27 protein-coding genes are annotated in these 25,523 nt (G+C 69.6%); 10 read left to right on the top strand and 17 right to left on the bottom strand.

Going from position 1 to position 25,523, the window contains the following annotated elements:
* Positions 1-111 precede the first annotated feature (111 nt).
* The 7 genes from K0817_RS04370 to K0817_RS04340 all read right to left on the bottom strand — a co-directional run bounded on the left by K0817_RS04370 (position 112) and on the right by K0817_RS04340 (position 6,894).
* On the bottom strand, positions 112-405 hold the full coding sequence (locus K0817_RS04370) for a hypothetical protein (RefSeq protein WP_219980143.1): 294 nt from the start codon (positions 403-405) through the stop codon (positions 112-114).
* A 23-nt stretch (positions 406-428) separates the two neighbouring features.
* Positions 429-1,610 carry a thiolase family protein gene (locus tag K0817_RS04365; protein ID WP_219980142.1) on the bottom strand — a complete coding sequence of 394 codons (1,182 nt, stop codon included), beginning with the start codon at positions 1,608-1,610 and terminating at the stop codon, positions 429-431.
* Between the two features lie 264 nt (positions 1,611-1,874).
* On the bottom strand, positions 1,875-2,330 hold the full coding sequence (locus tag K0817_RS04360; RefSeq protein ID WP_219980141.1) for a hotdog fold thioesterase: 456 nt from the start codon (positions 2,328-2,330) through the stop codon (positions 1,875-1,877).
* A gap of 16 nt (positions 2,331-2,346) precedes the next feature.
* Entirely contained in the window at positions 2,347-3,537 is a 1,191-nt protein-coding gene (locus K0817_RS04355) for a bifunctional 2-methylcitrate synthase/citrate synthase (protein WP_219980140.1), read from the bottom strand.
* Between the two features lie 103 nt (positions 3,538-3,640).
* Positions 3,641-4,540: a methylisocitrate lyase gene (gene prpB / locus K0817_RS04350; protein ID WP_219980139.1), complete on the bottom strand. Its 900-nt coding sequence runs from the start codon at positions 4,538-4,540 to the stop codon at positions 3,641-3,643.
* 160 nt (positions 4,541-4,700) lie between these two features.
* Entirely contained in the window at positions 4,701-6,227 is a 1,527-nt protein-coding gene (locus tag K0817_RS04345; protein WP_219980138.1) for an MmgE/PrpD family protein, read from the bottom strand.
* A gap of 13 nt (positions 6,228-6,240) precedes the next feature.
* Positions 6,241-6,894: a GntR family transcriptional regulator gene (locus K0817_RS04340; protein WP_219980137.1), complete on the bottom strand. Its 654-nt coding sequence runs from the start codon at positions 6,892-6,894 to the stop codon at positions 6,241-6,243.
* Positions 6,895-7,059: 165 nt separating this feature from the next.
* Here K0817_RS04340 and K0817_RS04335 point away from each other — a divergent pair, with 165 nt between their 5' ends.
* From K0817_RS04335 to K0817_RS04320, 4 genes are read left to right on the top strand one after another with little or no spacing between them, the layout of a single operon-like run.
* Positions 7,060-8,037, top strand: a complete 978-nt coding sequence (locus K0817_RS04335; protein ID WP_219980136.1) for an ABC transporter ATP-binding protein — start codon at positions 7,060-7,062, stop codon at positions 8,035-8,037.
* Positions 8,034-9,653, top strand: coding sequence for an ABC transporter permease (locus K0817_RS04330; RefSeq protein WP_219980135.1), 1,620 nt, complete (start codon positions 8,034-8,036; stop codon positions 9,651-9,653). Before K0817_RS04335 ends, K0817_RS04330 begins: the two co-directional genes overlap by 4 nt.
* Positions 9,654-9,662: 9 nt before the next feature.
* Positions 9,663-10,127: a GbsR/MarR family transcriptional regulator gene (locus tag K0817_RS04325; protein ID WP_219980134.1), complete on the top strand. Its 465-nt coding sequence runs from the start codon at positions 9,663-9,665 to the stop codon at positions 10,125-10,127.
* A 9-nt stretch (positions 10,128-10,136) separates the two neighbouring features.
* Positions 10,137-10,667 carry a ribonuclease H gene (locus K0817_RS04320; RefSeq protein ID WP_219980133.1) on the top strand — a complete coding sequence of 177 codons (531 nt, stop codon included), beginning with the start codon at positions 10,137-10,139 and terminating at the stop codon, positions 10,665-10,667.
* Positions 10,668-10,780: 113 nt separating this feature from the next.
* Here K0817_RS04320 and K0817_RS04315 read toward each other — a convergent pair whose 3' ends face one another.
* The 3 genes from K0817_RS04315 to K0817_RS04305 all read right to left on the bottom strand — a co-directional run bounded on the left by K0817_RS04315 (position 10,781) and on the right by K0817_RS04305 (position 12,714).
* Complete coding sequence (locus K0817_RS04315; RefSeq protein ID WP_219980132.1) at positions 10,781-11,143, bottom strand: VOC family protein; 363 nt, start codon at positions 11,141-11,143, stop codon at positions 10,781-10,783.
* A 74-nt stretch (positions 11,144-11,217) separates the two neighbouring features.
* On the bottom strand, positions 11,218-11,694 hold the full coding sequence (locus K0817_RS04310; RefSeq protein WP_219980131.1) for an NUDIX domain-containing protein: 477 nt from the start codon (positions 11,692-11,694) through the stop codon (positions 11,218-11,220).
* A gap of 6 nt (positions 11,695-11,700) precedes the next feature.
* On the bottom strand, positions 11,701-12,714 hold the full coding sequence (locus tag K0817_RS04305) for an aldo/keto reductase family protein (RefSeq protein ID WP_219980130.1): 1,014 nt from the start codon (positions 12,712-12,714) through the stop codon (positions 11,701-11,703).
* A gap of 105 nt (positions 12,715-12,819) precedes the next feature.
* On the opposite strand from K0817_RS04305, the gene K0817_RS04300 reads away from it, so the two are divergent.
* On the top strand, positions 12,820-13,737 hold the full coding sequence (locus K0817_RS04300) for a LysR family transcriptional regulator (protein ID WP_253735169.1): 918 nt from the start codon (positions 12,820-12,822) through the stop codon (positions 13,735-13,737).
* A gap of 103 nt (positions 13,738-13,840) precedes the next feature.
* On the opposite strand, the gene K0817_RS04295 is transcribed toward K0817_RS04300, so the two are convergent.
* The 3 genes from K0817_RS04295 to rlmN form a co-directional block, all read right to left on the bottom strand.
* Complete coding sequence (locus tag K0817_RS04295) at positions 13,841-15,970, bottom strand: ABC transporter ATP-binding protein (protein WP_219980129.1); 2,130 nt, start codon at positions 15,968-15,970, stop codon at positions 13,841-13,843.
* Positions 15,967-17,700, bottom strand: coding sequence for an ABC transporter ATP-binding protein (locus K0817_RS04290; protein ID WP_219980128.1), 1,734 nt, complete (start codon positions 17,698-17,700; stop codon positions 15,967-15,969). Before K0817_RS04290 ends, K0817_RS04295 begins: the two co-directional genes overlap by 4 nt.
* A 147-nt stretch (positions 17,701-17,847) precedes the next feature.
* A complete protein-coding gene (gene rlmN, locus K0817_RS04285) occupies positions 17,848-19,092 on the bottom strand; it encodes a 23S rRNA (adenine(2503)-C(2))-methyltransferase RlmN (RefSeq protein ID WP_219980127.1) in 1,245 nt (414 codons plus the stop codon).
* A 73-nt stretch (positions 19,093-19,165) separates the two neighbouring features.
* Between rlmN and K0817_RS04280 the strand changes: the two genes are divergently transcribed.
* The gene (locus K0817_RS04280) at positions 19,166-19,678 is read left to right on the top strand and encodes a GNAT family N-acetyltransferase (RefSeq protein ID WP_219980126.1); all 513 of its coding nucleotides are present in this window, start codon (positions 19,166-19,168) and stop codon (positions 19,676-19,678) included.
* Positions 19,675-20,532, top strand: a complete 858-nt coding sequence (locus tag K0817_RS04275; protein WP_219980125.1) for an HAD family hydrolase — start codon at positions 19,675-19,677, stop codon at positions 20,530-20,532. Before K0817_RS04280 ends, K0817_RS04275 begins: the two co-directional genes overlap by 4 nt.
* A 10-nt stretch (positions 20,533-20,542) precedes the next feature.
* On the opposite strand, the gene K0817_RS04270 is transcribed toward K0817_RS04275, so the two are convergent.
* The 4 genes from K0817_RS04270 to K0817_RS04255 form a co-directional block, all read right to left on the bottom strand.
* Positions 20,543-20,923, bottom strand: a complete 381-nt coding sequence (locus K0817_RS04270) for a glyoxalase/bleomycin resistance/extradiol dioxygenase family protein (protein WP_219980124.1) — start codon at positions 20,921-20,923, stop codon at positions 20,543-20,545.
* Positions 20,924-20,977: 54 nt separating this feature from the next.
* Positions 20,978-21,889: an NAD(P)-dependent oxidoreductase gene (locus K0817_RS04265; protein WP_308211867.1), complete on the bottom strand. Its 912-nt coding sequence runs from the start codon at positions 21,887-21,889 to the stop codon at positions 20,978-20,980.
* A gap of 105 nt (positions 21,890-21,994) precedes the next feature.
* The gene (locus tag K0817_RS04260) at positions 21,995-22,804 is read right to left on the bottom strand and encodes an enoyl-CoA hydratase/isomerase family protein (protein WP_219980123.1); all 810 of its coding nucleotides are present in this window, start codon (positions 22,802-22,804) and stop codon (positions 21,995-21,997) included.
* Positions 22,805-22,812: 8 nt separating this feature from the next.
* A complete protein-coding gene (locus K0817_RS04255) occupies positions 22,813-23,574 on the bottom strand; it encodes an SDR family NAD(P)-dependent oxidoreductase (protein WP_219980122.1) in 762 nt (253 codons plus the stop codon).
* Positions 23,575-23,770: 196 nt separating this feature from the next.
* On the opposite strand from K0817_RS04255, the gene K0817_RS04250 reads away from it, so the two are divergent.
* From K0817_RS04250 to K0817_RS04240, 3 genes are all read left to right on the top strand, one after another.
* Positions 23,771-24,121, top strand: a complete 351-nt coding sequence (locus K0817_RS04250; protein WP_219980121.1) for a DUF488 domain-containing protein — start codon at positions 23,771-23,773, stop codon at positions 24,119-24,121.
* A gap of 82 nt (positions 24,122-24,203) precedes the next feature.
* Positions 24,204-24,989, top strand: coding sequence for an aminoglycoside 3'-phosphotransferase (locus K0817_RS04245; RefSeq protein WP_219980120.1), 786 nt, complete (start codon positions 24,204-24,206; stop codon positions 24,987-24,989).
* Positions 24,986-25,492, top strand: coding sequence for an SRPBCC family protein (locus tag K0817_RS04240; protein ID WP_219980119.1), 507 nt, complete (start codon positions 24,986-24,988; stop codon positions 25,490-25,492). The genes K0817_RS04245 and K0817_RS04240 overlap by 4 nt, the downstream gene beginning before the upstream one ends.
* Positions 25,493-25,523 lie beyond the last annotated feature (31 nt).

Raw genomic sequence — 25,523 nt, 5'->3', positions numbered from 1 at the left:
AGACTCGCTGCTACGTCGGAGAATCCCGGCGGGGATCTCCGCCACGCGCACGACTCTCCGCCGGGCGGAGAGCGGGATCCGCCGCCCGGCGGGCCGGCCGCGACGACGTCGCTACGGGAGGTCGTGCGCGCGGGGTCGCCACAGCAGGTCGATCCCGTGGAAGATCACCGCGGATCCGCCGAGGATGAGCAGGACCCCGCCCGCGCCCCAGAGGAGCGGACCAGCGAAGCCGCCGGCGGAGAGGTCGGGCGCCTCGGCACCGGGCAGCCACATCAACAAGAGCTGCAACAGAGTCGAGATGAGCCGCGGCGACATCGCGATCCCTTGCGCGATGGCGAAGGCGCCGGCCACCCACCCGAGGGCGCCGGCCACGAGCGAGACAACGCCCCTTGCGTGTCGCGTCATGATCGTCCTCCGTACGGTCGGCGCTACACGCGCTCGATGATCGTCGCGTTGGCCATGCCGCCGCCCTCGCACATGGTCTGCAGACCGTAGCGTCCACCGCTCGCCTCGAGGTACGCCACGAGCGTGCCCAGCAGACGGGTGCCGGACGCGCCGACCGCGTGGCCGAGGGCGATCGCGCCGCCCCACGGGTTGAGCTTCTCCGGGTCGGCGCCGAGTTCTTCGGCCCACGCAAGCGGCACCGACGCGAAGGCCTCGTTGACCTCGTACGCGTCGAGGTCGTCGATCGACAGGCCGCTGCGCTCGAGGATGCGGCGCGTGGCCGGAATCGGCCCGGTCAGCATGAACAGCGGGTCATCGCCGACGATGGCGAATGAATGGAAGCGGGCTCTGGGCTCGAGCCCGAGCTCCCCCGCCTTCTCGGCGCTCATGATGAGAACAGCGGATGCCGCATCCGTGAGCGGCGACGAACTGCCCGCGGTGATGCGCCAGTCGAGCTCGGGGAACCGCGCCGCAAGCTCGTCGGTGCGGAAGGCCGGGTTCAGCCCGCCGAGGGCTTCCGCCGTCGTACCCGCGCGCACCGTCTCATCGAAGGCGACCGCGTCGGGCGAGCCTGGCGCCAGCACCGGCAGCACCTGGGAGTCGAAGCGGCCGTGGGTCCAGGCATCCGCCGCCCGCCGATGCGACTCGGCCGAGAAGGAGTCCAGCTGCTCGCGCGACAAGTGCCACCTGTCGGCGATGAGCTCGGCCGACACACCCTGGTTCACCAGTCCTTCGGGGTAGCGCGCTGCCAGGCCCGCCGGGAGCGTGGTGTCCTGCCACGCAGATCCCAGCGGCACGCGGCTCATCGACTCCACACCACCCGCGATGACGATGTCGTACGCGCCGGCGATCACACCCTGGGCAGCGAAGTGCGCGGCCTGCTGGCTCGAGCCGCACTGCCGGTCGATCGTCGTGGCCGGCACGGTCTCGTCGAACCCCGCGGCGAGGACCGCCTGCCGACCGATGTTCATGGCCTGGTCGCCGATCTGGCTGACGCACCCCATGAGAACGTCGTCGATGTGGCGCGACTCCAGCCCGTTGCGCTCCAGCAGGCCGGTCAGCACACCCGCGGCGAGGTCGACCGGGTGCACGCCGCTCAGCGCTCCCCCCGGCTTGCCGCGCCCCGAGGGGGTTCGGACGACGTCGACGATGACGGCTTCGCGCATGACAACCTCCTGCTCACGAGCCTAGGACGATGACGGATGCCGGGGGCCCAGCCCTGCCCGCCCCGCATTCAAGTGCCACCCGCACGAGCACCGGATGCCCCGGCCCACCCTTCGAGTGTCACAACACGCGGGCTCCCCCACGCCGACCCCGCACTTCGCGCCACCCGAACCAGCACCACCACCCGAACGACCCCGCACTTCGCGCCACCCGAACAGGCGCCGCCACCCGAACGACGCCGCGAGCAGGCGCGCGAAGGGCGAGTCTCACCCGCGCTGGTCGGGGGTCGAGTACGTCGAGCGCTGCTCGATCACGGCGAGCGTGCAGCGCGAGATGCAGACCAGGCGCCCGACCTCGTCGACGATGCGGATCTCCCACACGTGGGCACGACGGCCGATGTTGGCCGGCGTCACCGTCGCGGTCACCCAGCCCGACGAGACCGGCCGGATGTGGTTGGCGTTGATCTCCTGGCCCACGACGTGGAACCGCTCGCGGTCCACGGCGAGGTGTCCGGCCCACGAGGCGAGCGTCTCGGCGAGCGCGACGGATGCCCCGCCGTGGAGCACGCCCGCAGGCTGGACGGTGCGCCGGTCCACCGGCATCCGTCCCACCAGCGCATCGTCGCGGATCTCGACGATCTCGATTCCGAGGGTCTCGATGAGCGTCCCCGTCGCCATCGCGGAAAGATCGACGCCGGCCACGTCGCCGTGCCACAGACTCATGCCGTCGTCGTCACGATCACTGGGCCGGCTCTTCGGCGCGCTCGGCGGCGGCGAGGGTCGCGGCATCCGGAACATACCCCTCCACGTGCCGCTCGTCCGGACCGTTGTACTCCGACAGCGGCCGGATGAGTGCGTTCGAGGCGAGCTGCTCCATGATGTGCGCCGTCCACCCCGCCACACGGGCCGCCACGAACAGCGGCGTGAAGGTGAGGGTGTCGAAGCCGATCAGGTTGTACGCCGGTCCCGACGGGTAGTCGAGGTTCGGGTAGATGCCCTTGCGCTCCACGAACTGCGACTCGAGCGCGTCGTACAGCGCAGCCACCTCGGGCCGGTCGTAGTGGGCCACGAGGGAATCCAGCGCCGCCTTCATGGTGGGCACGCGCGAGTCGCCGCGCTTGTAGACCCGGTGACCGAAGCCCATGATCTTGCGCTTCTGCGCCAGTGCCTCATCGAGCCACGGCCCGACGTTCTCGGCAGACCCGATCTCGTCGAAGATGTGCAGCACGGCCTCGTTCGCTCCGCCGTGCAGGGGCCCCTTGAGGGCGCCGATCGCTCCCACGACGGCCGAGTACAGGTCGCTGAGGGTCGAGGCGATCACCCGGCCCGTGAAGGTCGAGGCATTGAATGAGTGCTCGGCATACAGGATCATCGAGCGGTTGAACGCGTCGACGACGACCTCGTCGGACTCCTCGCCGAACGTCATCCACAGGAAGTTCGCCGAGTAGTCCAGGTCGTCACGCGGCGCAATCGGCTGCTGGCCTCGGCGACGGCGCTGGCCATACGCGACGATCGCCGGCAGGACCGAGAACAGCCGGATGCTGCGCGCGAGGTTCTCATCCGGATTGCCGCTGGCATCGAGCACCGACCCGATGCCGGCGAGGTCGCGCGCGCCGATCAGGCTCACCGCGGTACGCACCTCGTCCATGGGGTGCGCGTCGAGCGGGACGAGATCGATCGCGGCCCGCACGTCGGCCGGAAGCGAACGGTACGACCGCTCGGTCGCGCGCAGCTGTGCCAGCTGCACGTCGGTGGGCAGCTCGCCGTGCCACAGCAGGTACGCGACCGCTTCGAAGGGCTGCGTCGCCGCCAGCTCCTGCACCGGATACCCGCGATACAGCAGCGAGTTCGTCTCGGGGTTGACCTTCGAAACCGCCGTGTAATCGACGACGACGCCGGCCAGGCCCTTCTTGATGTCGGGTTCAGTCATGCCTGGTGCTCTCCTTCTCGGTGGCGCATGTCCCCATTTCGATCGCTTCGAGGAGGCTCGAGCGATCGGATTCGGGACATGGGGCTCAGAATTCGGGACATGGTCAGCGGTCGATCTGGAAGTTGAAGACGTCCTGGTCGAAGTGGTTGTACTGCTCGTAGTCGATGAGGTCGTACAGTTCGGCGCGGTGCTGCATCTCGCCGAGCTTGGACGTCAGGTGCCCGTCCTCCACGAGCGTATCGAGCGCACGGGATGCTGCGCCCATCGCGATCCGCAGAAGAGAGACCGGCCAGATCACGAGGTTGACCCCAACGTCGCGCAGCTGGTCGACGCTGAACAGGTCGGACTTCCCGAACTCGGTCATGTTGGCGAGGATCGGCACGTCGACGGCGGCACGGATCGTCGCGAACTCGTCGAGCGACCGCATGGCCTCCGGGAAGATGGCATCGGCCCCGGCGTCCACGAGCGCCCGCGCACGCCGGATCGCGGCATCCATCCCCTCCACCGCACGGATGTCGGTACGCGCCATGATGAGGAAGTTCGGGTCGCGGCGGGCATCTGCGGCAGCGCGGATGCGCTTGATCGCGGTGTCCTCATCGACGACGGCCTTGCCGTCGAGGTGCCCGCAGCGCTTGGGGTTGACCTGATCCTCGATGTGAGTGCCGGCCAGCCCCGCGTCCTCGAGCGTCTGGATCGTGCGCGCGACGTTCATCGGCTCGCCGAACCCGGTGTCGGCGTCGATGATCGCCGGCAGGTCGGTCATCCGCGCGATCTGCTGCCCGCGAGCGGCGACTTCGGTGAGCGTCGTGAGGCCGATGTCGGGCAGGCCGAGGTCGGCCGAGAGCACCGCGCCCGAGATGTAGACACCCTCGAAGCCCTTGCGCTCGATGAGCCGGGCCGACAGCGGGTTGAACGCGCCAGGGAACCGCAGCAGCTCGCCCGACGCGAGCCGCTCGCGGAACAGCCGTCGCTTCTCGTGCGCGGGCACGGTGGAGTACAGCATCAGGCGCTCCTCGTCGTGTTCCGCCGGGCGGAGATCCGCGCGGACTTCGGATGGTACGCGCCCGATTCTCCGCCATCCGCGCGATTCTCCGCCGGGCGGGGCCCCCGATCTTCCGCCGGGCGGAGGGACGACTCCGGATGCCGCGAGCCGCCGCCGTGCATCAGAACAGACCCTTGGGTGCGGGCGCGGCGGCGAGGACGCCGAAGTCCGCGACGATCGTGAGCTGCTGGACCTCCTCGGGCGTGAGCTCGGGCAGGCGCTGCGCGAGGTCGAGGAAGCGCTCGATCTCGTCCGCAGTGAGCACCGGTTCGGCCAGCATCCGGAACTTGCGGATGTAGTCCTCGCGCGCGAACGGCCGCGCGCCGAGGGGGTGCGCGTCGGCGACGGCGATCTGATCCTCGATGAGCGAGCCGTCGGTCAGGCGGATCTCGACGCGACCGCCGAACGCCTTCTCGTTCGGGTCGTCGGAGTGGTAGCGGCGCGTCCACTCCTCGTCTTCGGCGGTCGCCACCTTGTGCCATAGCGCCACAGTGTCTTCGCGCCCCGCGCGCTCGGGCGTGTACGAGTCGACGTGGTGCCAGCCGCCGTCCTGCAGGGCGACGGCGAAGATGTACGGGATCGAGTGGTCGAGCGTCTCGCGCGAAGCGGTCGGGTCGTACTTCTGCGGGTCATTGGCCCCCGAGCCGATGACGTAGTGCGTGTGGTGCGAGGTGTGCAGCACGATCGACTCGATGTTGGCGGGGTCGCGAAGGGCGGGCCGCTCCTCGCCGAGCCGACGCGCGAGATCGATCCACGCCTGCGCCTGGTACTCGGCCGAGTGCTCCTTCGTGTACGAATCGAGGATGCCGCGCTTGGGCTCGCCCGCAGCCGGAAGCGGCACGTCGTACGAGGCATCCGGTCCGTCCAGCATCCACGCGATGACGCCGTCCTCGCCTTCGTAGATCGGGCTGGGCGACGTCTCGCCGCGCATCGCGCGATCGACCGCTTCGACGGCCATCTTGCCCGCGAAGGCCGGGGCGTGCGCCTTCCACGTCGAGATCTCGCCCTTGCGCGACTGCCGGGTCGCGGTGGTCGTGTGCAGCGCCTGGCCGACGGCCTGGTAGATCGTCTCGACCGGAAGGCCCAGCAGCGTGCCGATGCCCGCCGCGGCCGAGGGGCCGAGGTGGGCGACGTGGTCGATCTTGTGCTTGTGCAGGCAGATGGCCCGCACCAGGTCGATCTGGATCTCGTACCCCGTTGCAAGCCCTCGCACGAGCGCTTCACCGTCGGAGCCGACGTGCTGAGCAACCGCGAGGATCGGCGGGATGTTATCGCCCGGGTGCGAGTAGTCCGCCGCGAGGAAGGTGTCGTGATAGTCCAGCTCGCGCACCGCGACGCCGTTCGCCCATGCCGCCCATTCCGGGCTGGTCTTGCGGTCCAGAGCGCAGCCGAAGACGGTCGCGCCCGACCCGCCGACCGAAACAGCGTGGTCAAGCGCCTGCTGGCGGGCGGCGCTCACCGGCGCGCGGGTGAGGGATGCCGCCGCCACCGCCGCGTTGTCGATGATCCGGTTGATGATCATGTCGACGACCTCGGGCTCGACCTCGACGGGATCAGCGGCGACTTCGGCGATGTGCCACGCGAGCTGTCCCTCGCGAGCGAGGTGCTCGTCGCTGCGGTGGACACGGAGGTGGTGGATGACGGTCATGACGGTCCTCGCTTCAGCTGTTCGGGGTGCTCGTGAGCGCCCTCAGGATGCTCTCCAGAGCATTGTGCAGATGTACGTGCGTGGCGTGTGCGGCGAGGTCGGCATCGCGTGCGCCGATGGCCTCGGCGATCAGCCGGTGTTCTGCGACGGATGCCGCGAGCCGGCCGGGATTGTCGCGTGCGAGTCGTCGCACCCGGACGAGGTGGGTGCGCACGGTGCGCAGTGCGGCCGTGAGGTAGTCGTTCGCGAGCGACGTGTCGAGCGTCGCGTCGAAGCGGGCGATGAGCCCGTAGTACGCGTCTCGTCCTTCGGGGGTGTCGTCCGCCCCGCGGAGGTCGACCCGCGCGAACTCGCGTGCGAGCTGCGCGAAGGCCGCGGCATCCCCCCGCTCTGCGGCAAGACGCGCCGCGGACTCCTCGAGCGCGCGGCGCACCTCGAAGATCTCCCGGATGTCGTCGGCGTCGATCGCGGTCACGACCGTCACCCGGGGAGACTGCTGGGCGACCAGGCCGTCGGCGGCGAGTCGTCCGAGCGCCTCGCGCAGCGGCGTGCGACTGACCCCGAGACGCGCGGCCTGCTCGACCTCGCCGAGAACGGCGCCGGGCGGCAGAATGCCGGACTGGATCTCGTCGAGAAGCGTCGCGTAGGCGCGGTCGCTGGCTCTCACGGACTCACCTCCTCGCCTGACAACCTGGTTATTGTATACATAAAGCCATTTGACATGCCAATCTCGGGCCGACTCCGGTAATTAGGTATACATCCGCGAGTAAGCGATGGCTGCGCCGATTGCCGAGTATTCACAAATTCATGAATCTGATGTAGCGTCACCGCCATGACCACTGTCATCCGCACGAGCGGACTCCGCAAGCACTACGGCCGCGTCCACGCGCTCGACGGACTGGACCTCACCGTCGAAGAGGGGCAGATCCACGGCTTCCTCGGTCCGAACGGCGCGGGCAAGTCGACCACGATCCGCGTGCTCCTCGGACTCGCGCGCAAGACCGCCGGCGAGGCATCCGTCTTCGGATCCGATCCGTGGCGCGACGCGGTCTCGCTGCACCGGCGCATCGCCTACGTGCCGGGCGACGTCAGCGTCTGGCCGAACCTGTCGGGCGGCGAAGCCGTCGACCTCATGGCGCGCCTGCGCGGGGTCGCGCGACGCGACTCGGCCTACCGCTCCGAGCGCGAACGGCTGATCGCGGCGTTCCAGTTCGATCCCCGCAAGAAGGGCCGCGCCTACTCGAAGGGCAACCGGCAGAAGGTCGCCCTCATCGCGGCGTTCTCGGTGCCGGCCGATCTGTACATTCTGGACGAGCCCACGAGCGGACTGGATCCGCTCATGGACGTCATGTTCCGCCGCGAGGTCGCGCGTGTGCGGGCCGAGGGCGCGACCGTGCTGCTGTCGAGCCACATACTCTCCGAGGTCGAGCAGCTGTGCGACCGGGTCTCGATCATCCGCGCCGGCCGGATCGTCGAGTCCGGCACGCTCCCGGAGTTGCGTCATCTCACGCGCACCGAGGTCTCTTTCGCGGGGACAGCTGCCGCTGCCGCGGGCATCGACGGTGCGCACGACGTCGTGGCCGAGGACGGGCGGGTTCGGTTCACGATCGACAGCAATGCGGTGGCATCGGTTCTCCCCGAGCTCGGACGCCGGAGCGTCGCGGGTCTGCGCGTCGCGCCGCCCTCGCTCGAGGAGCTGTTCCTGCGACACTACGGCGACGAGCTCGGCGGCGCGGCGGACGAGCCGGTCGAGGCCGGCGCCGGCTCCGCCTCTGCCTCCGCGCTGGAATCGTCCGGGTCCGACCGATGAACGGATTCGGCGCACTGCTGCGGTTGCGGGCCCGCCGCGACGCGCTTCAGGTCACCATCTGGACGCTCGCGATGGTGCTGCTCGCCTACGGATCGAGCGTGGGCGTGACCGAGAACTTCGGGACGCTCCAGGAGCGTACCTCGCTGCTGTCGCTGGCGATCGCGAATCCGGTCATCCTGCTGTTTCGGGGGCTGCCGTCCGGCACGGATGAAGGCGCCTTCATCGTCTTCCTCGTGCTGCCGTTCCTGGCGATGCTCGCCGCCCTCATGGCCGCCTTCCTCGCGGTGCGCCACACGCGCGCCGAGGAGGAGTCGGGAAGGGCCGAGCTCGTCGCCGCCACGCCTGCGGGCAGGTGGGTCCCGTTCGCAGCCACACTTGTCCACGGCGTCCTCGCCTGCGTGGTCGTCGGCGCCGGCGGCGCACTGGGATTGCTCGCGAGCGGACTCGAGGTCACGGGGAGCCTGGTCACCGGCGCGGCGATCGCATTGACCGGCGTCGTGTTCCTGGCCATCGGCCTTCTCGCCGCGCAGCTGTTCTACAGCGCGCGGGCGGCGAACTCGGTGACCGTGTCGGTGCTGATCGGCACGTTCCTCGTCGGCGGCGTCGGCAACGCCCTCGGCACACCGGACGACACGCTGACCCGCATGACCAGCAGCGGGCTCGCGTGGGTGTCGCCGTTCGTGTGGGCTGAGAACAGCCGGCCCTTCGCCGATGACGACCCGTGGCCGCTGCTGCTCGCGGCAGCCATCGCCGCGAGTCTCGTGCTGGGCGCACTCGCCCTGCAGGCATCCCGTGACGTCGGGGCGGGCGTGCTCGCGGCCCGCCCGGCACGCGCGGAGGCCTCGCCCCTGCTCTCGGGTCCTGTCGGGCTGGTCGCACGGTTGAGCGCTGGCGCACTCGTGGCGTGGGCGATCGGGGCCGCCGTGGTCGGCGCCCTCTCGACCTCGCTGGCAGCGGTGGTTCAGGATGTCGCCTCCGACAACCCTGCCGTGGAGGCGATCCTCCAGCGCCTCGCCGCCGAAGGGTCCATGGATCAGGGCCTCATCGTCACACTGTTCGTCATGGTCGGGGTCCTGGCGGCGTGCTTCGGCGTCCAGACCGTGCAGCGAGCACGCCAGGAGGAGACGCACGGCACCGCCGAATCCGCACTCGGCACCCCCGTCGGCCGCGTCCGCTGGCTCAGTGCGTTCCTCGTCGTCGCCGTCGTCGGCATCATCGTCATCGCGGGCGCTGCGGTCGCCGGCGCCGCCACCGCGCTCGCCGTGACCGGCGGAGAAGAGTCCCTGGTGACAGATGCGCTCCTCGTCGGCACCGGTCAGGCGGTCGCGGCGATGGTGTTCACCGCCCTCACGGCGATCGTGTTCGCGCTCGCCCCGCGGCTGACCATCCCGCTCGGGTGGGCGCTGGTCCTGGTGGCCGGCTGCCTCGCTCTCTTCGGCAGCATCTTCGGGATCGACGACGACATCGTCGCGTTGTCGCCGTTCGCCGCCATCCCGGTTCCAGGCACCGATGGTGTGGACCAGAACGGGCTGGTCTGGCTGGTGGTCGCGGCGATCGTCGGAGCCGCGGCATCCCTCACGTTCATGCGGCGCAGGGAACTCGCGGCCGGCGGATAGATTCGAGGGATGGGGGGCGAGGTGGATCATCCGGGCGTCGAAGCAGCCGAGCAGGCTGCCGCGATGCTCGCGGCCGCCGGCATGGCGCGCATGCCGGCGCGCGTCATGATGGCTCTGGTCGGCTCGCCGGACGAGGGCTACACGGCGGCCGAGCTGGCCGAGCGTCTCGGGGTCTCGGCCGCGGCCGTCTCGGGTGCCGTGCGTTATCTCATCTCGATGCGCCTCATCCAGCGGCTTTCGCGGCCCGGAGACCGGCGCGACCGCTATGACCTCGTCGACGACGCGTGGGCCGGCATGGTCACCTCCAACGCGCCGCTCTATGCCGCGCTGGCGACACAGATGGATCGCATCGCCGAGGAGAACACGGACGCCCCTCTGTCGGTCGCGCGAGCGCGCGAAGTCGCCGACTTCCTGCGCTACCTCACCGAACGGATGCCGGGACTCGTGGACGAATGGCGGACGCAGCGCGGGTAGCCTCTTCAGGTGACCGACGACTCGCCCTACACCGTGGCCACCGATGGCGCCTGCAAAGGCAATCCCGGACCGGCGGGGTGGGCCTGGGTCGGCGAGGACGGCCACTGGGCCGCCGGCTCGATTCCCGTCGGCACGAACAACATCGGCGAGCTCATGGGACTGCTGAAGGCCATTGAAGACCACGCCGATGTGGCCCACCTCGTCGTGCAGGCGGACTCGAAGTACGCCATCGACACCTACGAGAAGTGGATGGACGGCCACCGACGGCGCGGCTGGAAGACCTCGACGGGTGCGCCCACCAAGAACATCGACCTTCTCGAGCAGCTCATCGTCGCCCGCGACGCGCGGCGGGCGGCCGGGCTTCCCGACGTCGTGCTCGAGCACGTGCGCGGCCACTCCGGCCACGTTCTGAACGCGTGGGCCGACGAACGCGCGGTGCGGGCGTCAGAGCACGCGGCGAAGGGCGTCGCGAGTGCATGGTCGTCTCTCGGCGCGCACGAGAAGATCGACGTCTCGGAGCGTCCGAAGAACGGGCGCTGACACCGGCAGGACGACCGCGTCGACAACGGGCGCCGCTCAGATCTCGCGGCGCTGTGATGCAGGGAGCCAGCTGCGAATCAGAGCAGCCTCGACGCGTCGCCGCCCCGGGCTGGTCAGGCCTCGGTGGTTCCTTCGTACAGGCCGATGACGTTGCCGTCGGGGTCGGCGATGATGGCCCACCAGCTCGTCGGTGAGATCTCGCTCTTCTCCATCAGCACGGTCGCACCGGCATCACGGGCGGCCGAGACGGTGTCGTCGATCGAATCGACCTCGACATACGAGCGGGGCTGCGTGAACCCGTCCTCTCTCGGGGCTAGCCCACCGCCCGAGATCTGATTGGGCGCGCGCCACATCGGGTAGCCCTCGAAGCCGGGCGCCTCTGCGATGTCCCAGCCGAACAACCTCGAGTAGAAGGCCTTCGCCTTCTCGAGGTCCGTGACCGGGATGTCGATGTGCGTGATGTCGCCGTGAGCCATCGAAGTGTCCTTTCGCGGGAGCCAGCCGCGGCCAGTCTGGCCCGGTCGCTCATGCCCCGCAAGAGGTCAGTGCATCAGTCGCCGGCCCTCGCCAGCTGCTCGTCGAGCGCGTCGATCGCCGGGCGCTGACCCTTCACGAGCTTCTCGCGCGCCTCGGGCAGCGGCATCCATTCGACTCGGTCGATCTCTGGGAACGACGCGGTCCGTCCCGACCGCGGCGGCCACTCCAGTTCGAACTCGCCGAACTCCAGGTCGTCGAGCGACAGCCCCTCCCCGTCCGCGACGAAGACGGTGAGGCGTTTGCCCGACGAGTACGCGAAGGTGCCGAGCTCGGCAAACGGTCCGTCGGGCGCATCGATCCCGAGCTCTTCACGGAACTCTCGACGCGCCGCATCCAGCGCCGGCTCGTCGCCCTCGGCGAACTCGCCCTTGGGGATCGACCAGGCGCCGGCATCCTTGCTCGCCCAATACGGCCCACCCATGTGCGCGATGAGCACGCGGGGCTCTGGATCGAGGCGGTAGAGCAGGATGCCGGCGCTGGTCGTAGGCATGGCGGGTCAGGCCGGGCGCGACTTGGGTGACACCGAGTAGGTCTCCTCCGGGTCGGTCACCGCGACGGGCGCGAGCGCCGCCTCGATGGCCGCCATCGTGTCGGCATCCAGGCGCACGCCGGACGCCTTGACGGTGTCGTCGAGCTGTTCGGGCCGGGATGCCCCGACCAGCGCCGCGGCGACGTTCTTGTTCTGCAGCACCCACGCGATGGCCAGCTGCGCCATCGAGAGGCCGGCCTGCTCGGCGACGGGATTGAGCTTCTGGACCGCCTCGAGCACCTCATCGCGCAGGAAACGCGAGATGAAGTTGGCGCCGCTCTTCTCGTCGGTCGCGCGCGACCCGGCGGGCGCGGGCTGGCCGGGCACGTATTTGCCGGTGAGCACACCCTGCGCCATGGGCGACCAGACGATCTGCGAGATGCCCAGCTCTTCCGACGTCGGAACGACCTTGCCCTCGATCACGCGCCACAGGGCGGAGTACTGCGGCTGGTTCGAGATGAGCTGGATGCCGTAGCTCTTCGCGAGCGCGTGGCCCTCGCGCAGCTGCTCGGCGGTCCATTCCGACACGCCGATGTAGAGGGCCTTGCCCTGGCGCACGACGTCGGCGAACGCCTGCATCGTCTCCTCCAGCGGCGTCTCGTAGTCGTAGCGGTGCGCCTGGTAGAGCTCGACGTAGTCGGTGCCCAGTCGCCGCAGCGAACCGTTGATCGATTCGAAGATGTGCTTGCGGCTCAGGCCGGTGTCGTTCGGGCCCTTCGGGCCGGTCGGCCAGTACACCTTCGTGAAGATCTCGAGCGACTCGCGACGCTGCCCCTTGAGCGCCTCGCCCAGCACCGACTCGGCGGCCGTGTTGGCGTACGTGTCGGCGGTGTCGAAGCTGGTGATGCCGAGGTCCAGGGCGCGGTGGACCGTCTTGACGGCCGCGTCGTTCTCGACCTGCGAGCCGTGGGTCACCCAGTTGCCGTATGTGATCTCCGAGACCTTGAGTCCGCTGTTGCCGAGGTACCGATATTCGACCATGGAGAGTCGTTCCTTCCGGGAAGAGTGAGACCTCTCACCCTAGGCACCCGAGCCGACAGAAGTCCAACAACTGCGAACGATGTGATTCAGAAGTACTGTGTATGAATGGACCTGCGCCAGATGGAGTACTTCGTCGCCCTCGCCGACGAGCAGCAGTTCACGCGCGCCGCGTCGGTGTGCGGCGTGTCGCAATCCGGGCTGTCGGCCGCGATCCGCGGTCTCGAAGAAGAGCTCGGCACGAGCCTGTTCTCGCGCACGACCCGTCGCGTCGTGCCGACCGATGCGGGATTGGCGCTGCTTCCCCACGCGAGGGGCATGCTCGCACAGTCGGCTGCGGGTCGGGATGCCGTGGTCCGGGCGACGCATCAGCTGTCGGGGAGCCTGCGCGTCGGCGCCGAGCAGTGCCTCGGCTTCGTCGACGTCCCGCCGCTGCTCGAGCGCTTCCACCGCCGGCATCCGCTCGTCGACATCCATTTCACGCAGGCGGGCTCGCACGAGCTCACCGCGCAGGTGCGCGGTGGCGAGCTGGATGTGGCTTTCGTCGCCACGACCGAGCACGTCTCGACGGTGCGAACGACGGAACTGGGCCGACGCCCGCTCGTGCTGCTGACACCGCCGGACGACCCGCTCGCCGGATCGGGGCGCATCGCTTGGTCCGCCCTCAAGGACCGCGAGTTCGTCGATTTCCGCCCGGCGTGGGGCGTGCGGTCGCTCAACGATGCGGCGTTCGCCGCGCACGGCGTGCGCCGCAGGGTGCGCTGCACGGTCGACGACGTGCACACGCTGCTGGACCTGGTTCACCGTGGTCTGGGAATCGCACTGGTTCCCGAGCATGTCGCGTCCAAGTCGCACGCCGAGGGTCTGATCAGAGTGTCGCTGCCCCAGGACTCGACGCCGCAGTGGGTGGTGTCGGCGATCGTCGCCCCGGCGGCGGATCCGTCCGCCGGTCGTCTGCTCGACATCCTCGCTCTCGAACGGGAGGCTCGCGATGCCGAGCCGGTGGCCGACCCCGCGCTCGCCTGACGGCCCCTGCACGGACCACCCGCGAGATCGAGCCGCGGCGCCCGACCCACGCGGGCCGGCGAGCCGGTGGCTCACCGGGCCGGGGTGGACACGTGGCGGATCGTCAGGAGACCGGCGCGGCCTCGTCCTCGGTCGCGCTCTCGGCCGGCTGTCCTGACGCCTCCTCGACGGCACGGGCCTCGTCGTCCGGATCGGTCGCCGCCTGCTCGAACTGCGAGTTGTACAGGCGGAAGTACGCCCCTTCGGCGGCGATCAGGTCGTCGTGCGTGCCCTGCTCGACGATGCCGCCGTTCTCCATCACGAGGATGAGATCGGCATCGCGGATCGTCGAGAGTCGGTGGGCGATCACGAACGACGTGCGCCCCTCGCGCAGCACCGCCATGGCGTGCTGCAGCAGCAGCTCGGTGCGGGTGTCGACCGAGCTGGTCGCCTCGTCGAGGATGAGCACCGAGGGCTGTGCCACGAAAGCTCGGGCGATGGTGATCAGCTGCTTCTCGCCGGCCGAGATGTTCGACGCGTCTTCGTCGAGGAGCGTGTCGTAGCCGTCGGGCAAGGAGTGCACGAACCGGTCGACATAGGTCGCACGCGCGGCGGCGAGGATCTCGTCATCGGTGGCATCGGCGCGGCCGTAGCGGATGTTCTCGCGGATCGATCCCGCGAACAGCCAGGGATCCTGCAGAACCATGCCGGTCTTGGCCCGGATGGCACGGCGGGTGAGCGTGGCGATGTCCTGGCCGTTGAGCAGGATGCGTCCGCCGTCGAGCTCGTAGAACCGCATGATGAGATTCACGAGCGTCGTCTTGCCGGCGCCCGTCGGGCCGACGATCGCGACCGTCTGACCCGGCTCCACCCGGAACGAGAGGTCGTGGATCAGCGGGCGATCGGGCGAGTACGAGAACGCGACGTCCTGGAACTCGATCGTGCCGTCGCCGTCGACCGGCGCGGGCGCGTCCACCGCGTCGGGTTGCTCCTCGTCGACGTCGAGCAGCTGGAACACCCGCTCTGCCGACGCGGTGCCGGACTGCACGACCGCCGCCATGCCACCCAGCTGCGCGAGCGGCTGGGTGAACTGCTGCGAGTACTGGATGAACGCCTGCACATCGCCGAGCCGCAGCTGGCCGCCGGCCACCATGAGTGCGCCGAACACCGCGATGCCGACGTACGTGAGGTTGCCGATGAACATCATCGCCGGCTGCATGATGTTCGACAGGAACTGCGCCTTGAACGAGGCCTGGTAGAGCTCTTCGTTCTCGACGCGGAACGCCTCGCGTGCGCTCTTCTCGCGGCCGTACACCTTGACCAGCGCGTGACCGGAGAAGGACTCCTCGACGCGCGCGTTCAGGCGTCCGACCTTGCGCCACTGGATGCCGAAGGCCTTCTGCGACCGCGGGCCGATGACCCCGAACAGGACGCCCATCAGCGGGAAGCTCACCAGCACGACGAGGGTCAGCTGCCACGAGATCGACAGCATCATGATGAGCACGCCGATCACGGTGAGCACGCTTGTGAGCGCCTGCGAAAGCGACTGCTGCATCATCTGCGTGATGTTGTCGATGTCGTTGGTGACGCGCGAGATGAGCTCGCCGCGCTGGACGCGGTCGAAGTAGCTCAGCGGCAGGCGGTGGACCTTGGCCTCGACCTGCTCGCGCATGCGCCACATCACGCGGACCATGACGACGTTCATGACGTAGCCCTGGATCCACATCAGCAGCGACGAGCCGAAGTACAGAGCGAGGACGATCAGAAGCACGCGACTGAGCGCCAGGAAGTCGACGCCCGCACCGGGCTCGAAGCGCTGCATCGCCGAGACGATGTTGGCGAGATCCTGCTGGCCGCTGTCGATGAGACCCTGGACGACCTGCTCCTTGGTCGCTCCCGCCGGAGCCATCGCCGATACGACGCCCTCGAAGAGGATGTTGGTCGCCTCGCCGAGGACTTTCGGCGCCGCCACCGTGAGCACCACGCCGATCGATCCCAACAGCGTCACGAAGATGAGGGCGAACGCGTGCGGCTTGAGCAGCCCGAGCAGCCGGCGGAACGAGGTCCCGAAGTTCGCGGCTTTGCCCGGGGCGACGCCCCCGCTCCAGTCGTCGGCCGCGAGGCGGGCCTGCTCGGCCATCTCGAGCTCGAGCTTCTCTTCGGGGCTGAGGTCGGCCGCTGCGGCCTCGACGTCGGCAACGGCCGTGCGCGCGCGGCGCGGCGAGCGACGGCTGGTCTTCTTGTCGTCGCTCATCGCGCGACCTCCGCTCCGAGCTGGGATTCGACGATCTCGCGATAGGTCTGGCTGGTCTCGAGCAGCCGTTCGTGCGTGCCGAGACCCACGATGCGGCCGTCGTCGAGGACCACGATTCGGTCGGCGTCGGTGATCGTCGATACGCGCTGCGCGACCACGATCTTGGTCACCTCCGGCAGTTCGCGCCACAGCGCCTGCCTGAGCCTCGCGTCGGTGGTGAGGTCGAGGGCCGAGAACGAGTCGTCGAAGACGAGTACGCGCGGGTTGTGCACGATCGCACGCGCGATCGCCAGTCGCTGGCGCTGGCCACCCGAGACGTTGGTGCCGCCCTGCGCGATGCGCGCGTCGAGTCCGCCTTCCATCTGCGCCACGAAGTCGCTCGCCTGGGCGATCTCGAGTGCGTGCCACAGCTCGGCATCCGTCGCCTCCTCGCGGCCGAAGCGCAGGTTCGACGCGACGGTGCCCGAGAACAGGAAGGGTCGCTGCGGCACCAGTCCGATCCGGCGCCACAGCGCGTCGAGGTCGGCCTCGCGCACGTCGACGCCACCGACGAGCACCGCACCGTCGGTCACGTCGAACAGGCGCGGAATGAGCGAGACCAGCGTCGTCTTGCCGGCACCGGTCGACCCCACGACCGCGACGGTCTCGCCGGGGGCGGCGCGGAAGCTGATGTCCGAAAGGATCGGCTTCTCGGCGCCGGGGTACGTGAACGTCACACCACGGAATTCGACGGTGCCCGGCTCGGGGAAGTCGGTCCGCGCGTCCGCCGCCCGGTCGAGGCTGGAGCGGGTGTCGAGAACCTCGCCGATGCGCTCAGCCGACACGGCGGCGCGGGGAATCATCATGGTCATGAAGCTCGCCATCATGACCCCCGACAGGATGATCATGACGTACTGCATGAAGGCGAAGAGCGTGCCGATCTGGATGTCACCGGCGTCGACCTGGATGCCGCCGAACCAGATCACACCGACGACCGTGACGTTGAGGATCAGCATCACCGCCGGGAAGAGGACGACGAACAGCGAGCCCACCTTGCGCCCGACGACCATGATCTCGGTGTTGGCCTCGCCGAAGCGCTCCTCCTCGATCGGCTCGCGCACGAACGCGCGGATGACCCGGATGCCGGTGAGCTGCTCGCGCATCACGCGGTTCACCCCGTCGAGCTTGACCTGGAAGGCCCGGAAGAGCGGCACCATCCGGCCGATGATGAGCCCCGCGACGATGAGCAGCACGGGCACGGCCACCGCGATGATCCAGGACAGGCTCGGACCCTGCGTCACCGCGAGGATGATGCCGCCGATCGCGAGGAGCGGCGCCGACACGAGGAACGTGGCCGACATCATCGCGAGCATCTGCACCTGCTGCACGTCGTTGGTGTTGCGCGTGATCAGCGACCCCGCTCCGAACCCGGTGACCTCACGCTCGGAGAAACCCGAGACCCGTTCGAAGATGTCGTCGCGCAGGTCGCGTCCGGCGCGCATGGCGGCGCGCGCGGCGAACCACGTGGCGATGATCGCGGCCACGATCTGGCCGAGCGACACGGCGAGCATGAGCAGGCCGGTGTTCAGGATGTACGCGGTGTCGCCCTGGACGAGACCGTTGTTGATGATGTCGGCGTTGAGGCTCGGCAGGAAGAGCATCGCGAGCGCCGATGCGAACTGAAAGACCAGCACGCCCAGGAGCAACCACTTGGATGGTCTGAGATAGCGGACGAGGAGCTTTGCCAGCACGGATTTCTCCCGGAGCGAGGGCGCCGCAGGGCGCGCGAAGTGAGGCCGATGGAAACCTTCCCACAAGCCGCGGACATTCCGTCAGCGGGTTCGCGGAGGGCGAAAGGACCGGAATCCGGATGCCGCAGGCCGGGCGGCCCGCCGGCGTCAGACCTCGAGCGGGGTCGCGGCGGCGACGGCCTGATCGTCCTCGGTCGCAACCAGCTGGCCGCAGGCCCCGTCGATCTCTTTGCCGCGTGTGTCGCGCAGCGTCGTCGGGATGCCGGCGTCGTTCAGCCGACGCACGAACTCGTTCTGCACCGGCACATCGGACGCGGTCCAGATCGACCCGGGCGTGGGGTTGAGCGGGATGGGGTTCACGTGCACCCACCCGCGGCCGCGCGCATTGAGCTTCTCGGCCAGGAGGTCGGCCCGCCACGCGTGGTCGTTCATGTCCTTGATGAGGGCGTACTCGATCGAAACGCGCCGGCCGGTCTTGTCGAAGTAGGCGCGGGCGGCGTCGAGGGCCTCATCGACCTTCCAGCGCGAGTTGACCGGGATGAGCTCGTCGCGCAGCTTGTCGTCTGGCGCGTGCAGCGACAGCGCGAAGGTCACCGGGATGTCTTCGTCCGCGAGCTTCGTGATCGCCGGAACGAGGCCCACGGTCGAGACGGTGATGCCGCGTGCGCTCATGCCGAGGCCGTGCTCCTTGTCGGTCATGACGCGGACAGCCTGCATCACGCGGGCATAGTTGGCCAGCGGCTCGCCCATACCCATGAAGACGATGTTGGTGACCCGCTCACCGTCGTGGCCGACGCGTCGCGGGTCGCCGAGGCCGCCGTCGGAGATGAGGCGGTTGGCCCGGACGATCTGCTCGACGATCTCGGCGGCCGACATGTTGCGCGTGAGCCCTGCCTGCCCTGTCGCGCAGAAGGGGCAGTTCATGCCGCAGCCCGCCTGGCTCGACACGCACAGCGTGATTCGGCCGGTGTAGCGCATGAGCACCGACTCGACGAGCGCGCCGTCGTGCAGCTTCCAGAGGAACTTGATCGTGTCGCCGCGATCGGTCTCGAGACGCCGAACCTCGGTCAGCAGCGGCGGGAGCATGCCGTGCACGAACTCCTCGCGGCCCGCAGCCGGGAGGTCGGTCATGTCGGCCGGGTCGTGGGTCCAGTGCTGGAAGTAGTGCATCTCGAGCTGCTTCGCCCGGAACCCCGGCATCCCCAGTTCAGCGACCCGGGCCGCTCGCTGCTCGGGCGTGAGGTCGGCGAGGTGGACGGGAGGCTTTCCCCGCTTCGGGCTGGCGAACTGCAGAAGCGGCCGACCCTCGGCATCCTTCTTCTGCGTCCATCCCTCGGTCGCGGGACGCACCTGCTTTGGTTTTGTCGCGCGCACGGGAGAGGACTCGGTCATGTCGTCCAGGGTAGGGGACCCGCCTGGACGGATGCCGGACCGGGGTGTCGCCGGGCAGCGCTAGCGTGGACCGATGGGAGATCTCACGCTGCGACCGATCCGCCCCCTTGACGCGGGCGAAGTGCTGACGCTGCAGCGCGCCGCCTTCGTGCAGGAGGCCCAGATCTACGGCGCACCCGAGCTCACGCCGCTCACGCAGACGCTCGACGAGCTCGAGGCCGAGCTGGCCGACAACCTCGGCTGCGTCGCGGTGGACGGCACACGCATCGTCGGCGCCGTCCGCGCGCGCCGCGACGGCGACCTGCTGCTGGTCGGGCGTCTCGCGATCGCACCCGACCAGCAGGGGCGTGGGATCGGTACCAAGCTCTTGGCCGCCGTCGAAGAGCGCGGCGCGGCGCTCGGAGCGACCGAGGCCGAGCTGTTCACCGGTTCGCTGAGCGAGGCGAACCTGCGGCTGTATCGCCGCGAGGGGTACGTCGAGACGCAGCGGGTCCCCGGCGACGACGGGATCGAGCAGGTCTTCATGCGCAAGCGCCTGCTCTCACCGGGGACGAGCACTGACGCCGGAACGAGCACTGACGCATGACATCCGCTCCCCCGCGCCGCCTCGTCTTCCTCGATGTGGACGGCACGATCCTCGAGCACGGCTCGCACGTCGCACCCTCGACGGGTGCTGCCGTGCGTGCCGCCCGCGCCGCGGGGCACGAGGTGTACCTGAGCACCGGGCGCGCGGCCATCGACATCCATCCGAAGGTGGCCGAGATCGGGTTCGACGGCGCCATCACGAACTCGGGGGCACTGGTGACCGCCGGCGACACGGTGATCGCCGACCGTCCGCTGAGCCCCGAGGCGACCGATCGAATGCTCACCGTGCTGCGCAGCCACGGCATCCGGTTCTTCCTGCAATCGCACGACGGCATCTACAACAGCGACGACATGGCCGAGCTGATGGTCTCGTACGCGCAGGAGCTGCGCGAGCGTGACGCGTCTCGCGGCCTGCGCCCCGAGGACTCCCTCGCGGGGCTCGCGGACCGCGAGTTCCCGCGCGTGGCGGAGGCGGACCTCTCGCGCATCGCGAAGGCGGTGTTCGTGAGCGAGCGCACCGACGGGCTGGAGGTGCTGCGCGCCGAACTGGGCGACGATTTCCTCATCGTGCCGGGGAGCATTCCACTGCCAGGCGGCTCGAATGGCGAGATCTGCGAGCGCGGCACCAACAAGGGGACGGCGATCCAGCTGCTGCTGGAGCACCTCGGCCGGGATGCCGCCGACGCCGTCGCGATCGGCGACAGCTGGAACGACGTCGAGATGTTCGAGGTGTGCGGCACGAGCGTCGCGATGGGCAACGCCCACGATGAGCTCAAGCGCCTCGCCGACTTCGTCACCACCGCCGTGCTCGACGACGGCGTCTGGAACGCCTTCGACCGCCTCGGCTTGCTCTGACCCGGTCGCCTCAGGCGTCCCCAGGAGCCTCGGCGCCGAGATTGACCAGGTTGCCGTCGGGGTCGCGGACCTGCGCCACCCGCTCCCCCCACGGCATGTCGGCGGGCGATTGCTCGGCGCGGCCTCCCGCGGCGATCCACGCCGTGAACGTGTCATCGACATCGTCGACGTAGATCCACAGGGCCATGCGGTCGCCGACCAGCGGGGGCAGCGCGTCCGGATCGCGCCCGATCCCGAGGGCCACACCGCCGATCTTCAGCGAGACGTAGTCGTCCTGCTCGCCGCTGCCGAAGTGGTAGTCGACGCGGGCGCCGAGCGCCTCCTCGTAGAAGCGGACGAGCGCCGGCAGATCCCGCGACAGAAGGATGGGAAACAGACTCCGCACCGCCATGCCGCCACCCTACGCCGACCCAGTCGAGCGAGAAAGGGACGACCGGCGCCGGCGTCAATCCAAGAAGATGTCGGGGAACAGCTGATCGTCGGGTGTTCCCTGCACCGCGGCGTATCCCGAGAAGTCGGTCACCCCGGCCGCCGCGAGCACGTCCTCGACGATGAGCGTCTGCCCGGTGTACTCGCGGGCGGGCTTGGTGAAGACCTCGTACGCGGCATCCGCGTAGATCTCGGGCGTGCGGCTGGCCTTCATCATGCGGTCGCCGCCGAGCGCGAATTGCACGGCGGCCGTCGCGATCGTGGTCCGCGGCCACAGCGTGTTCGCGGCGATGCCGTCGGCGGCGAACTCCGCCGCCAGTCCGAGTGTCGTCATGGTCATGCCGTACTTGGCCAGGGTGTAGCCGGTGTGCGCGCCGAGCCACTTCGGCGCCAGGTTGAGCGGCGGCGAGAGCGAGAGGATGTGCGGGTTCGCGGCATCCTTCAGGATCGGCACCGCGGCGCGGCTGAGCATGAACGTGCCGCGTACGTTGACGTCCTGCATGAGGTCGTATTTCTTCGCATCGAGGTCGAGCGAGCGGGACAGATCGATCACCGACGCGTTGTTCACCACGATGTCGATGCCGCCGAACTCGCCCTGCGTCTTGAGCACGGCCTCGGTCACGTCGTCGTCGTTGCGGACGTCGCCGACGATCGGCAGCGCCTGACCGCCCGCCGCGCGGATCTGCTCGGCAGCGGAGTGCACGGTCCCCTCGAGCTTGGGGTGCGGCGTGTCGGTCTTGGCCAGCAGCGCGACGTTCGCGCCGTCGCGCGCGGCACGGAGCGCGATCGCGAGGCCGATGCCGCGGCTGCCGCCCGACATCAGGATGGTCTTGCCTGCGAGTGGTCTTACGCGCCCGGAGGCTCCGGGCGCGCCGGCGGCGGCTGGAGGGGGTGTGGGGAGCTTGTCGCTTGTCGAGGGGTTGGTCACTGTCTTCCTCCGGTGGTGATGTCCCGATTCTCCGCCTCCATGTCCCGAAACCCTCCGTTCAGGGGCCCGCCAGCGGCGGAAATCGGGACATGCCGACGTCGGGAGTCAGGATGTGGCGGCCTTGGCGGCGGATCTGGCGGATGCGGCAGATTTGGCGGATGCCGCGGCGAAGGCCGCGACGCGCGCCCGGGACTCGTCGGTGTCGAAGCGGGCGCCGATCGAGGCGGCCTCGTCGTCGAGGTTCTCGCCGAACGATCGGTGGGCCCCCGTGCGGACCAGGCGCTTGGCGTGCCCGAACGCCGCCGTCGCATTGTCGAGCCAGAACCGGGCGACGTCCTCGGCGCGAGCGGCGACGTCGGCCGCGCGCAGGACCTCGGCCACCAGACCCCACTCCAGCGCGGTCGGCGCGTCGATGGCGCGGTCCTGCAGCAGCAGCTGCAGCGCGCGGCGCTGACCGATCGCCGCCGGGAGCAGCGTCGAGACGCCGAGATCGGGAGTGAGCCCGATGTTGGCGTACTTGCTGACGAACTTGGAGTTGTCGGCGGCCACGATGTAGTCGGCGGTGAGCATGAGGCCTAGTCCACCGCCGGCGACGGCGCCCTGGACCGCTGCGACGATGGGCTTGTCGGACTCCACGAAGGTGCGGATGCCCTCGTGGATGACATGGGCCGCGCCGGTCACTTCGCCACCGGACGCACCCGACGTCGCCATCGCGACGACGTCCCCGCCGGCGCAGAACGCAGGGCCCGCGGCATCCAGGATCACCGCCCCGACGGAGGGGTCGGCCGTCACCTGACGTGCGACGTCGCGCCAGCGCGCGCCCATCTCGAAGTCCATCGCGTTGAGGTACGCGGGACGGTTGAAAGTGATGCGGGCGAGCCCACCCTGGACGTCGAGAAGAATCGAGTCGGTCATGACGTTCCTTACTTCGGTGCCATTCGGATGGCCCCGTCCAGGCGGATGGTCTCGCCGTTGAGGTAGCCGTTGTCGACGATCGACATGACCAGGCGCGCGTACTCGTCGGGCCTGCCGAGGCGCTGCGGGTAGGGCACCTGCTGTCCGAGCGAGTCCTGCGCCGCCTGCGGAAGGCCCATCAGCATCGGGGTCTCCATGATGCCCGGGGCGATCGTCACGACGCGGATGCCGTAGCGGGCGAGCTCCCGCGCGATCGGGAGGGTCATGGCGTGCACGCCCCCCTTACTCGCGGCGTACGCCGGCTGCCCGATCTGCCCGTCGAACGCCGCGACGCTCGCGGTGCTCACGATCACGCCGCGGTCGCCGTCACTCGTCGGCTCCGCCTTGGCCATCGCCGCGGATGCCTGCGCGATGACGTTGTACGTGCCGATCAGGTTCACGCGGATGATCCGCTCGAAGTCGACCAGCGGCGTCGGCGTGCCCTCACGATCGAGAACCTTGGCGGGGGGCGCGATGCCGGCGCAGTTCACCACCACGCGGAGGGAACCGGATGCCGCAGCCGTCGCGACCGCGGCGGCCACCTGCTGCGGATCCGTGACGTCGGCCGGAGCGAAGGTGCCGCCCAGTTCGTCGGCGAGGTCTGCGCCCGCCGACGAAGGCAGGTCGACGATCGTGACCGAGGCGCCCGCTGCAGCGAGCCGGCGGGCCGTGGCCAGGCCGAGGCCGCTCGCACCACCGGTGACGAGGGCCGAAGCATCCGCCAAATCCATGTGTTCTCCTTCGAACTGATATCGCGTTCCACAATACGTGGAACTGCGTCCCATGTCAGCGTCGTCGCTCGCGTGCGGTTCCACGCTACCCATTGCGAGCCCCGCGGTCACTCGCGCAAAGCCTGCCCACCCGCGCCGGGGACGCCGCGGCAGCGACCTCCTGGCGTGCGTCGCGTCGAACGGGTTGGATAAGCGCATGGAACTGCGGACGAAACGGGTCTACGACGACCCGGCGCCGGCGGACGGATTCCGGGTGCTGGTCGACCGACTGTGGCCGCGCGGGCTCTCGAAGGAGCGAGCCGCGCTCGATCTGTGGGCGAAGGACGTCGCTCCCTCGACCGAGCTGCGCAAGGCCTTCCACCACGACGGGCTGTCGTGGGACGACTTCGCCGAGGCCTACCGCGCCGAGCTCGGCGGCGCGGCCCGCGGCGCGGTCGAGGCGCTGCGCGCGGAGCTGGGGACACACGAAGTGGTGACCCTGCTGCACGCTGTGCACGACGACGCGCATAATCACGCCCTCGTCCTGCGAGAGATCCTCGCGCCCTGACCTCCGCGGCACCTCTCATCGCGATCTGCGCGCTCCCCGCGAATCGAGCCCGGTGCGTGCAGAAGGCGGGAGGATGGGGGGCGTGTCGATTCCCCTCGAAGCCGTCGCGGTGCCCGATCAGGTGCAGCGCCTCGCCGGCGGTGCCGCGCTCGAGCCGGTCTGGCGCAACGATTACGGCGGCCTGACGTTCCGCACCGACGACGACCGTTACATCAAGTACGGCCCGCTCAACGCCGAGACCTCGTTCGCCGGCGAGGCGGCACGGCTGGACTGGGCCGCGCGTTTCGCGCGCGTCCCGCACGTGCTCGAGGCCGGTGCCGACGCGACGCACGAGTGGCTGGTGACCGCAGCCCTGCCCGGGAAGTCCGCGGTCGACCCTCGCTGGCTGGCCGAGCCCGAGACCGCCGTCCGCGCCGTCGGCGAAGGACTGCGCGCGCTGCACGACGCGCTGCCGGTCGATGACTGCCCGTTCGACTGGTCGGTGCCCTCGCGCCTCGCGAACGCCGCGGCGCGCGGCTGGGCCCACGTGCCCGGAGGCTCCGGGCGACGCGCCAGCGGCGCCTGGAGGGAGCGTGGGGACCGGGTTCCGGATTCTCTCCGCGAAGCGCCGCCAGTCGACCGGCTCGTCGTGTGCCACGCGGACGCGTGCTGCCCCAACACGCTCATCGGCGATGACGGCCGGTGGAGCGGTCACGTCGACCTCGGCGCCCTCGGCGTGGCGGATCGCTGGGCAGACATCGCCGTGGCGTCGATGTCGACCACGTGGAACTATGGCGAGGGATGGGAGGACGCCCTCATCCAGGCGTACGGGGTCGAGCCCGACCGCGAGCGCCTGTCGTACTACCGAGACCTCTGGAACGCGACATGACGAGCATCACCGGCACCGTGACCAAGATCGACGACGCGCCGCATCTGGTGATCCTGCGCCGATTCCCCGCGTCCGCCGACGAGGTGTGGCGCGAGTTGACCGAGTCCGAGCGGCTCGAGCGCTGGATCGGCCGGTGGGAAGGCGACCCGAAGTCGGGCCACGTGACGTTCTTCATGACGTCGGAGGGAGACGATGCCGAGCCCGAGGAGTACACGATCCTCGAGTGCGACCGGCCCCGCCGCTTCGCGGGCGACACCTCTCAGGGCGGCGGCGCGTGGCACCTGTGGTTCGAGCTGACCGAGGAAGCCCCGGGCGACACCGTGCTCACCTTCGGGCAGCGACTGAACCCCGGTGAGGATGTCGGCACGATCGGTCCGGGGTGGGAGTACTACCTCGATCGTCTCGTGGCCGCGCAGGCGGGAGTCGACGCCGACACCGTGAACTGGGACGACTACTTCCCGGCACTGCAGCCCGCATACGAGAAGCTCGTCGCCGCGGACTGAAACCGCACGAGCCGACTCAGGACCACACGAG

This window comes from Microbacterium sp. HD4P20 (assembly GCF_019449275.2).
Taxonomy (GTDB): Bacteria; Actinomycetota; Actinomycetes; order Actinomycetales; family Microbacteriaceae; genus Microbacterium.
The sequence above is the reverse complement of the archived record's forward strand: the minus strand, read 5'-3'. Positions and strand labels throughout refer to the sequence as shown.

What these genes read in the sequence shown, in the direction of transcription:
- K0817_RS04295 (WP_219980129.1), bottom strand. Translation starts at nt 15,970, where the DNA reads ATGAGCGACGACAAGAAGACCAGCCGTCGCTCGCCGCGCCGCGCGCGC.
- K0817_RS04345 (WP_219980138.1), bottom strand. Translation starts at nt 6,227, where the DNA reads ATGACCGTCATCCACCACCTCCGTGTCCACCGCAGCGACGAGCACCTC.
- K0817_RS04305 (WP_219980130.1), bottom strand. Translation starts at nt 12,714, where the DNA reads ATGGTCGAATATCGGTACCTCGGCAACAGCGGACTCAAGGTCTCGGAG.
- K0817_RS04270 (WP_219980124.1), bottom strand. Translation starts at nt 20,923, where the DNA reads ATGGCGGTGCGGAGTCTGTTTCCCATCCTTCTGTCGCGGGATCTGCCG.
- K0817_RS04330 (WP_219980135.1), top strand. Translation starts at nt 8,034, where the DNA reads ATGAACGGATTCGGCGCACTGCTGCGGTTGCGGGCCCGCCGCGACGCG.
- K0817_RS04255 (WP_219980122.1), bottom strand. Translation starts at nt 23,574, where the DNA reads ATGGATTTGGCGGATGCTTCGGCCCTCGTCACCGGTGGTGCGAGCGGC.
- K0817_RS04355 (WP_219980140.1), bottom strand. Translation starts at nt 3,537, where the DNA reads ATGACTGAACCCGACATCAAGAAGGGCCTGGCCGGCGTCGTCGTCGAT.
- K0817_RS04325 (WP_219980134.1), top strand. Translation starts at nt 9,663, where the DNA reads ATGGGGGGCGAGGTGGATCATCCGGGCGTCGAAGCAGCCGAGCAGGCT.
- K0817_RS04250 (WP_219980121.1), top strand. Translation starts at nt 23,771, where the DNA reads ATGGAACTGCGGACGAAACGGGTCTACGACGACCCGGCGCCGGCGGAC.
- K0817_RS04260 (WP_219980123.1), bottom strand. Translation starts at nt 22,804, where the DNA reads ATGACCGACTCGATTCTTCTCGACGTCCAGGGTGGGCTCGCCCGCATC.
- rlmN (WP_219980127.1), bottom strand. Translation starts at nt 19,092, where the DNA reads ATGACCGAGTCCTCTCCCGTGCGCGCGACAAAACCAAAGCAGGTGCGT.
- K0817_RS04360 (WP_219980141.1), bottom strand. Translation starts at nt 2,330, where the DNA reads ATGAGTCTGTGGCACGGCGACGTGGCCGGCGTCGATCTTTCCGCGATG.
- K0817_RS04310 (WP_219980131.1), bottom strand. Translation starts at nt 11,694, where the DNA reads ATGCCTACGACCAGCGCCGGCATCCTGCTCTACCGCCTCGATCCAGAG.
- K0817_RS04370 (WP_219980143.1), bottom strand. Translation starts at nt 405, where the DNA reads ATGACGCGACACGCAAGGGGCGTTGTCTCGCTCGTGGCCGGCGCCCTC.
- K0817_RS04275 (WP_219980125.1), top strand. Translation starts at nt 19,675, where the DNA reads ATGACATCCGCTCCCCCGCGCCGCCTCGTCTTCCTCGATGTGGACGGC.
- K0817_RS04365 (WP_219980142.1), bottom strand. Translation starts at nt 1,610, where the DNA reads ATGCGCGAAGCCGTCATCGTCGACGTCGTCCGAACCCCCTCGGGGCGC.
- K0817_RS04300 (WP_253735169.1), top strand. Translation starts at nt 12,820, where the DNA reads ATGGACCTGCGCCAGATGGAGTACTTCGTCGCCCTCGCCGACGAGCAG.
- K0817_RS04335 (WP_219980136.1), top strand. Translation starts at nt 7,060, where the DNA reads ATGACCACTGTCATCCGCACGAGCGGACTCCGCAAGCACTACGGCCGC.
- prpB (WP_219980139.1), bottom strand. Translation starts at nt 4,540, where the DNA reads ATGCTGTACTCCACCGTGCCCGCGCACGAGAAGCGACGGCTGTTCCGC.
- K0817_RS04280 (WP_219980126.1), top strand. Translation starts at nt 19,166, where the DNA reads ATGGGAGATCTCACGCTGCGACCGATCCGCCCCCTTGACGCGGGCGAA.
- K0817_RS04315 (WP_219980132.1), bottom strand. Translation starts at nt 11,143, where the DNA reads ATGGCTCACGGCGACATCACGCACATCGACATCCCGGTCACGGACCTC.
- K0817_RS04240 (WP_219980119.1), top strand. Translation starts at nt 24,986, where the DNA reads ATGACGAGCATCACCGGCACCGTGACCAAGATCGACGACGCGCCGCAT.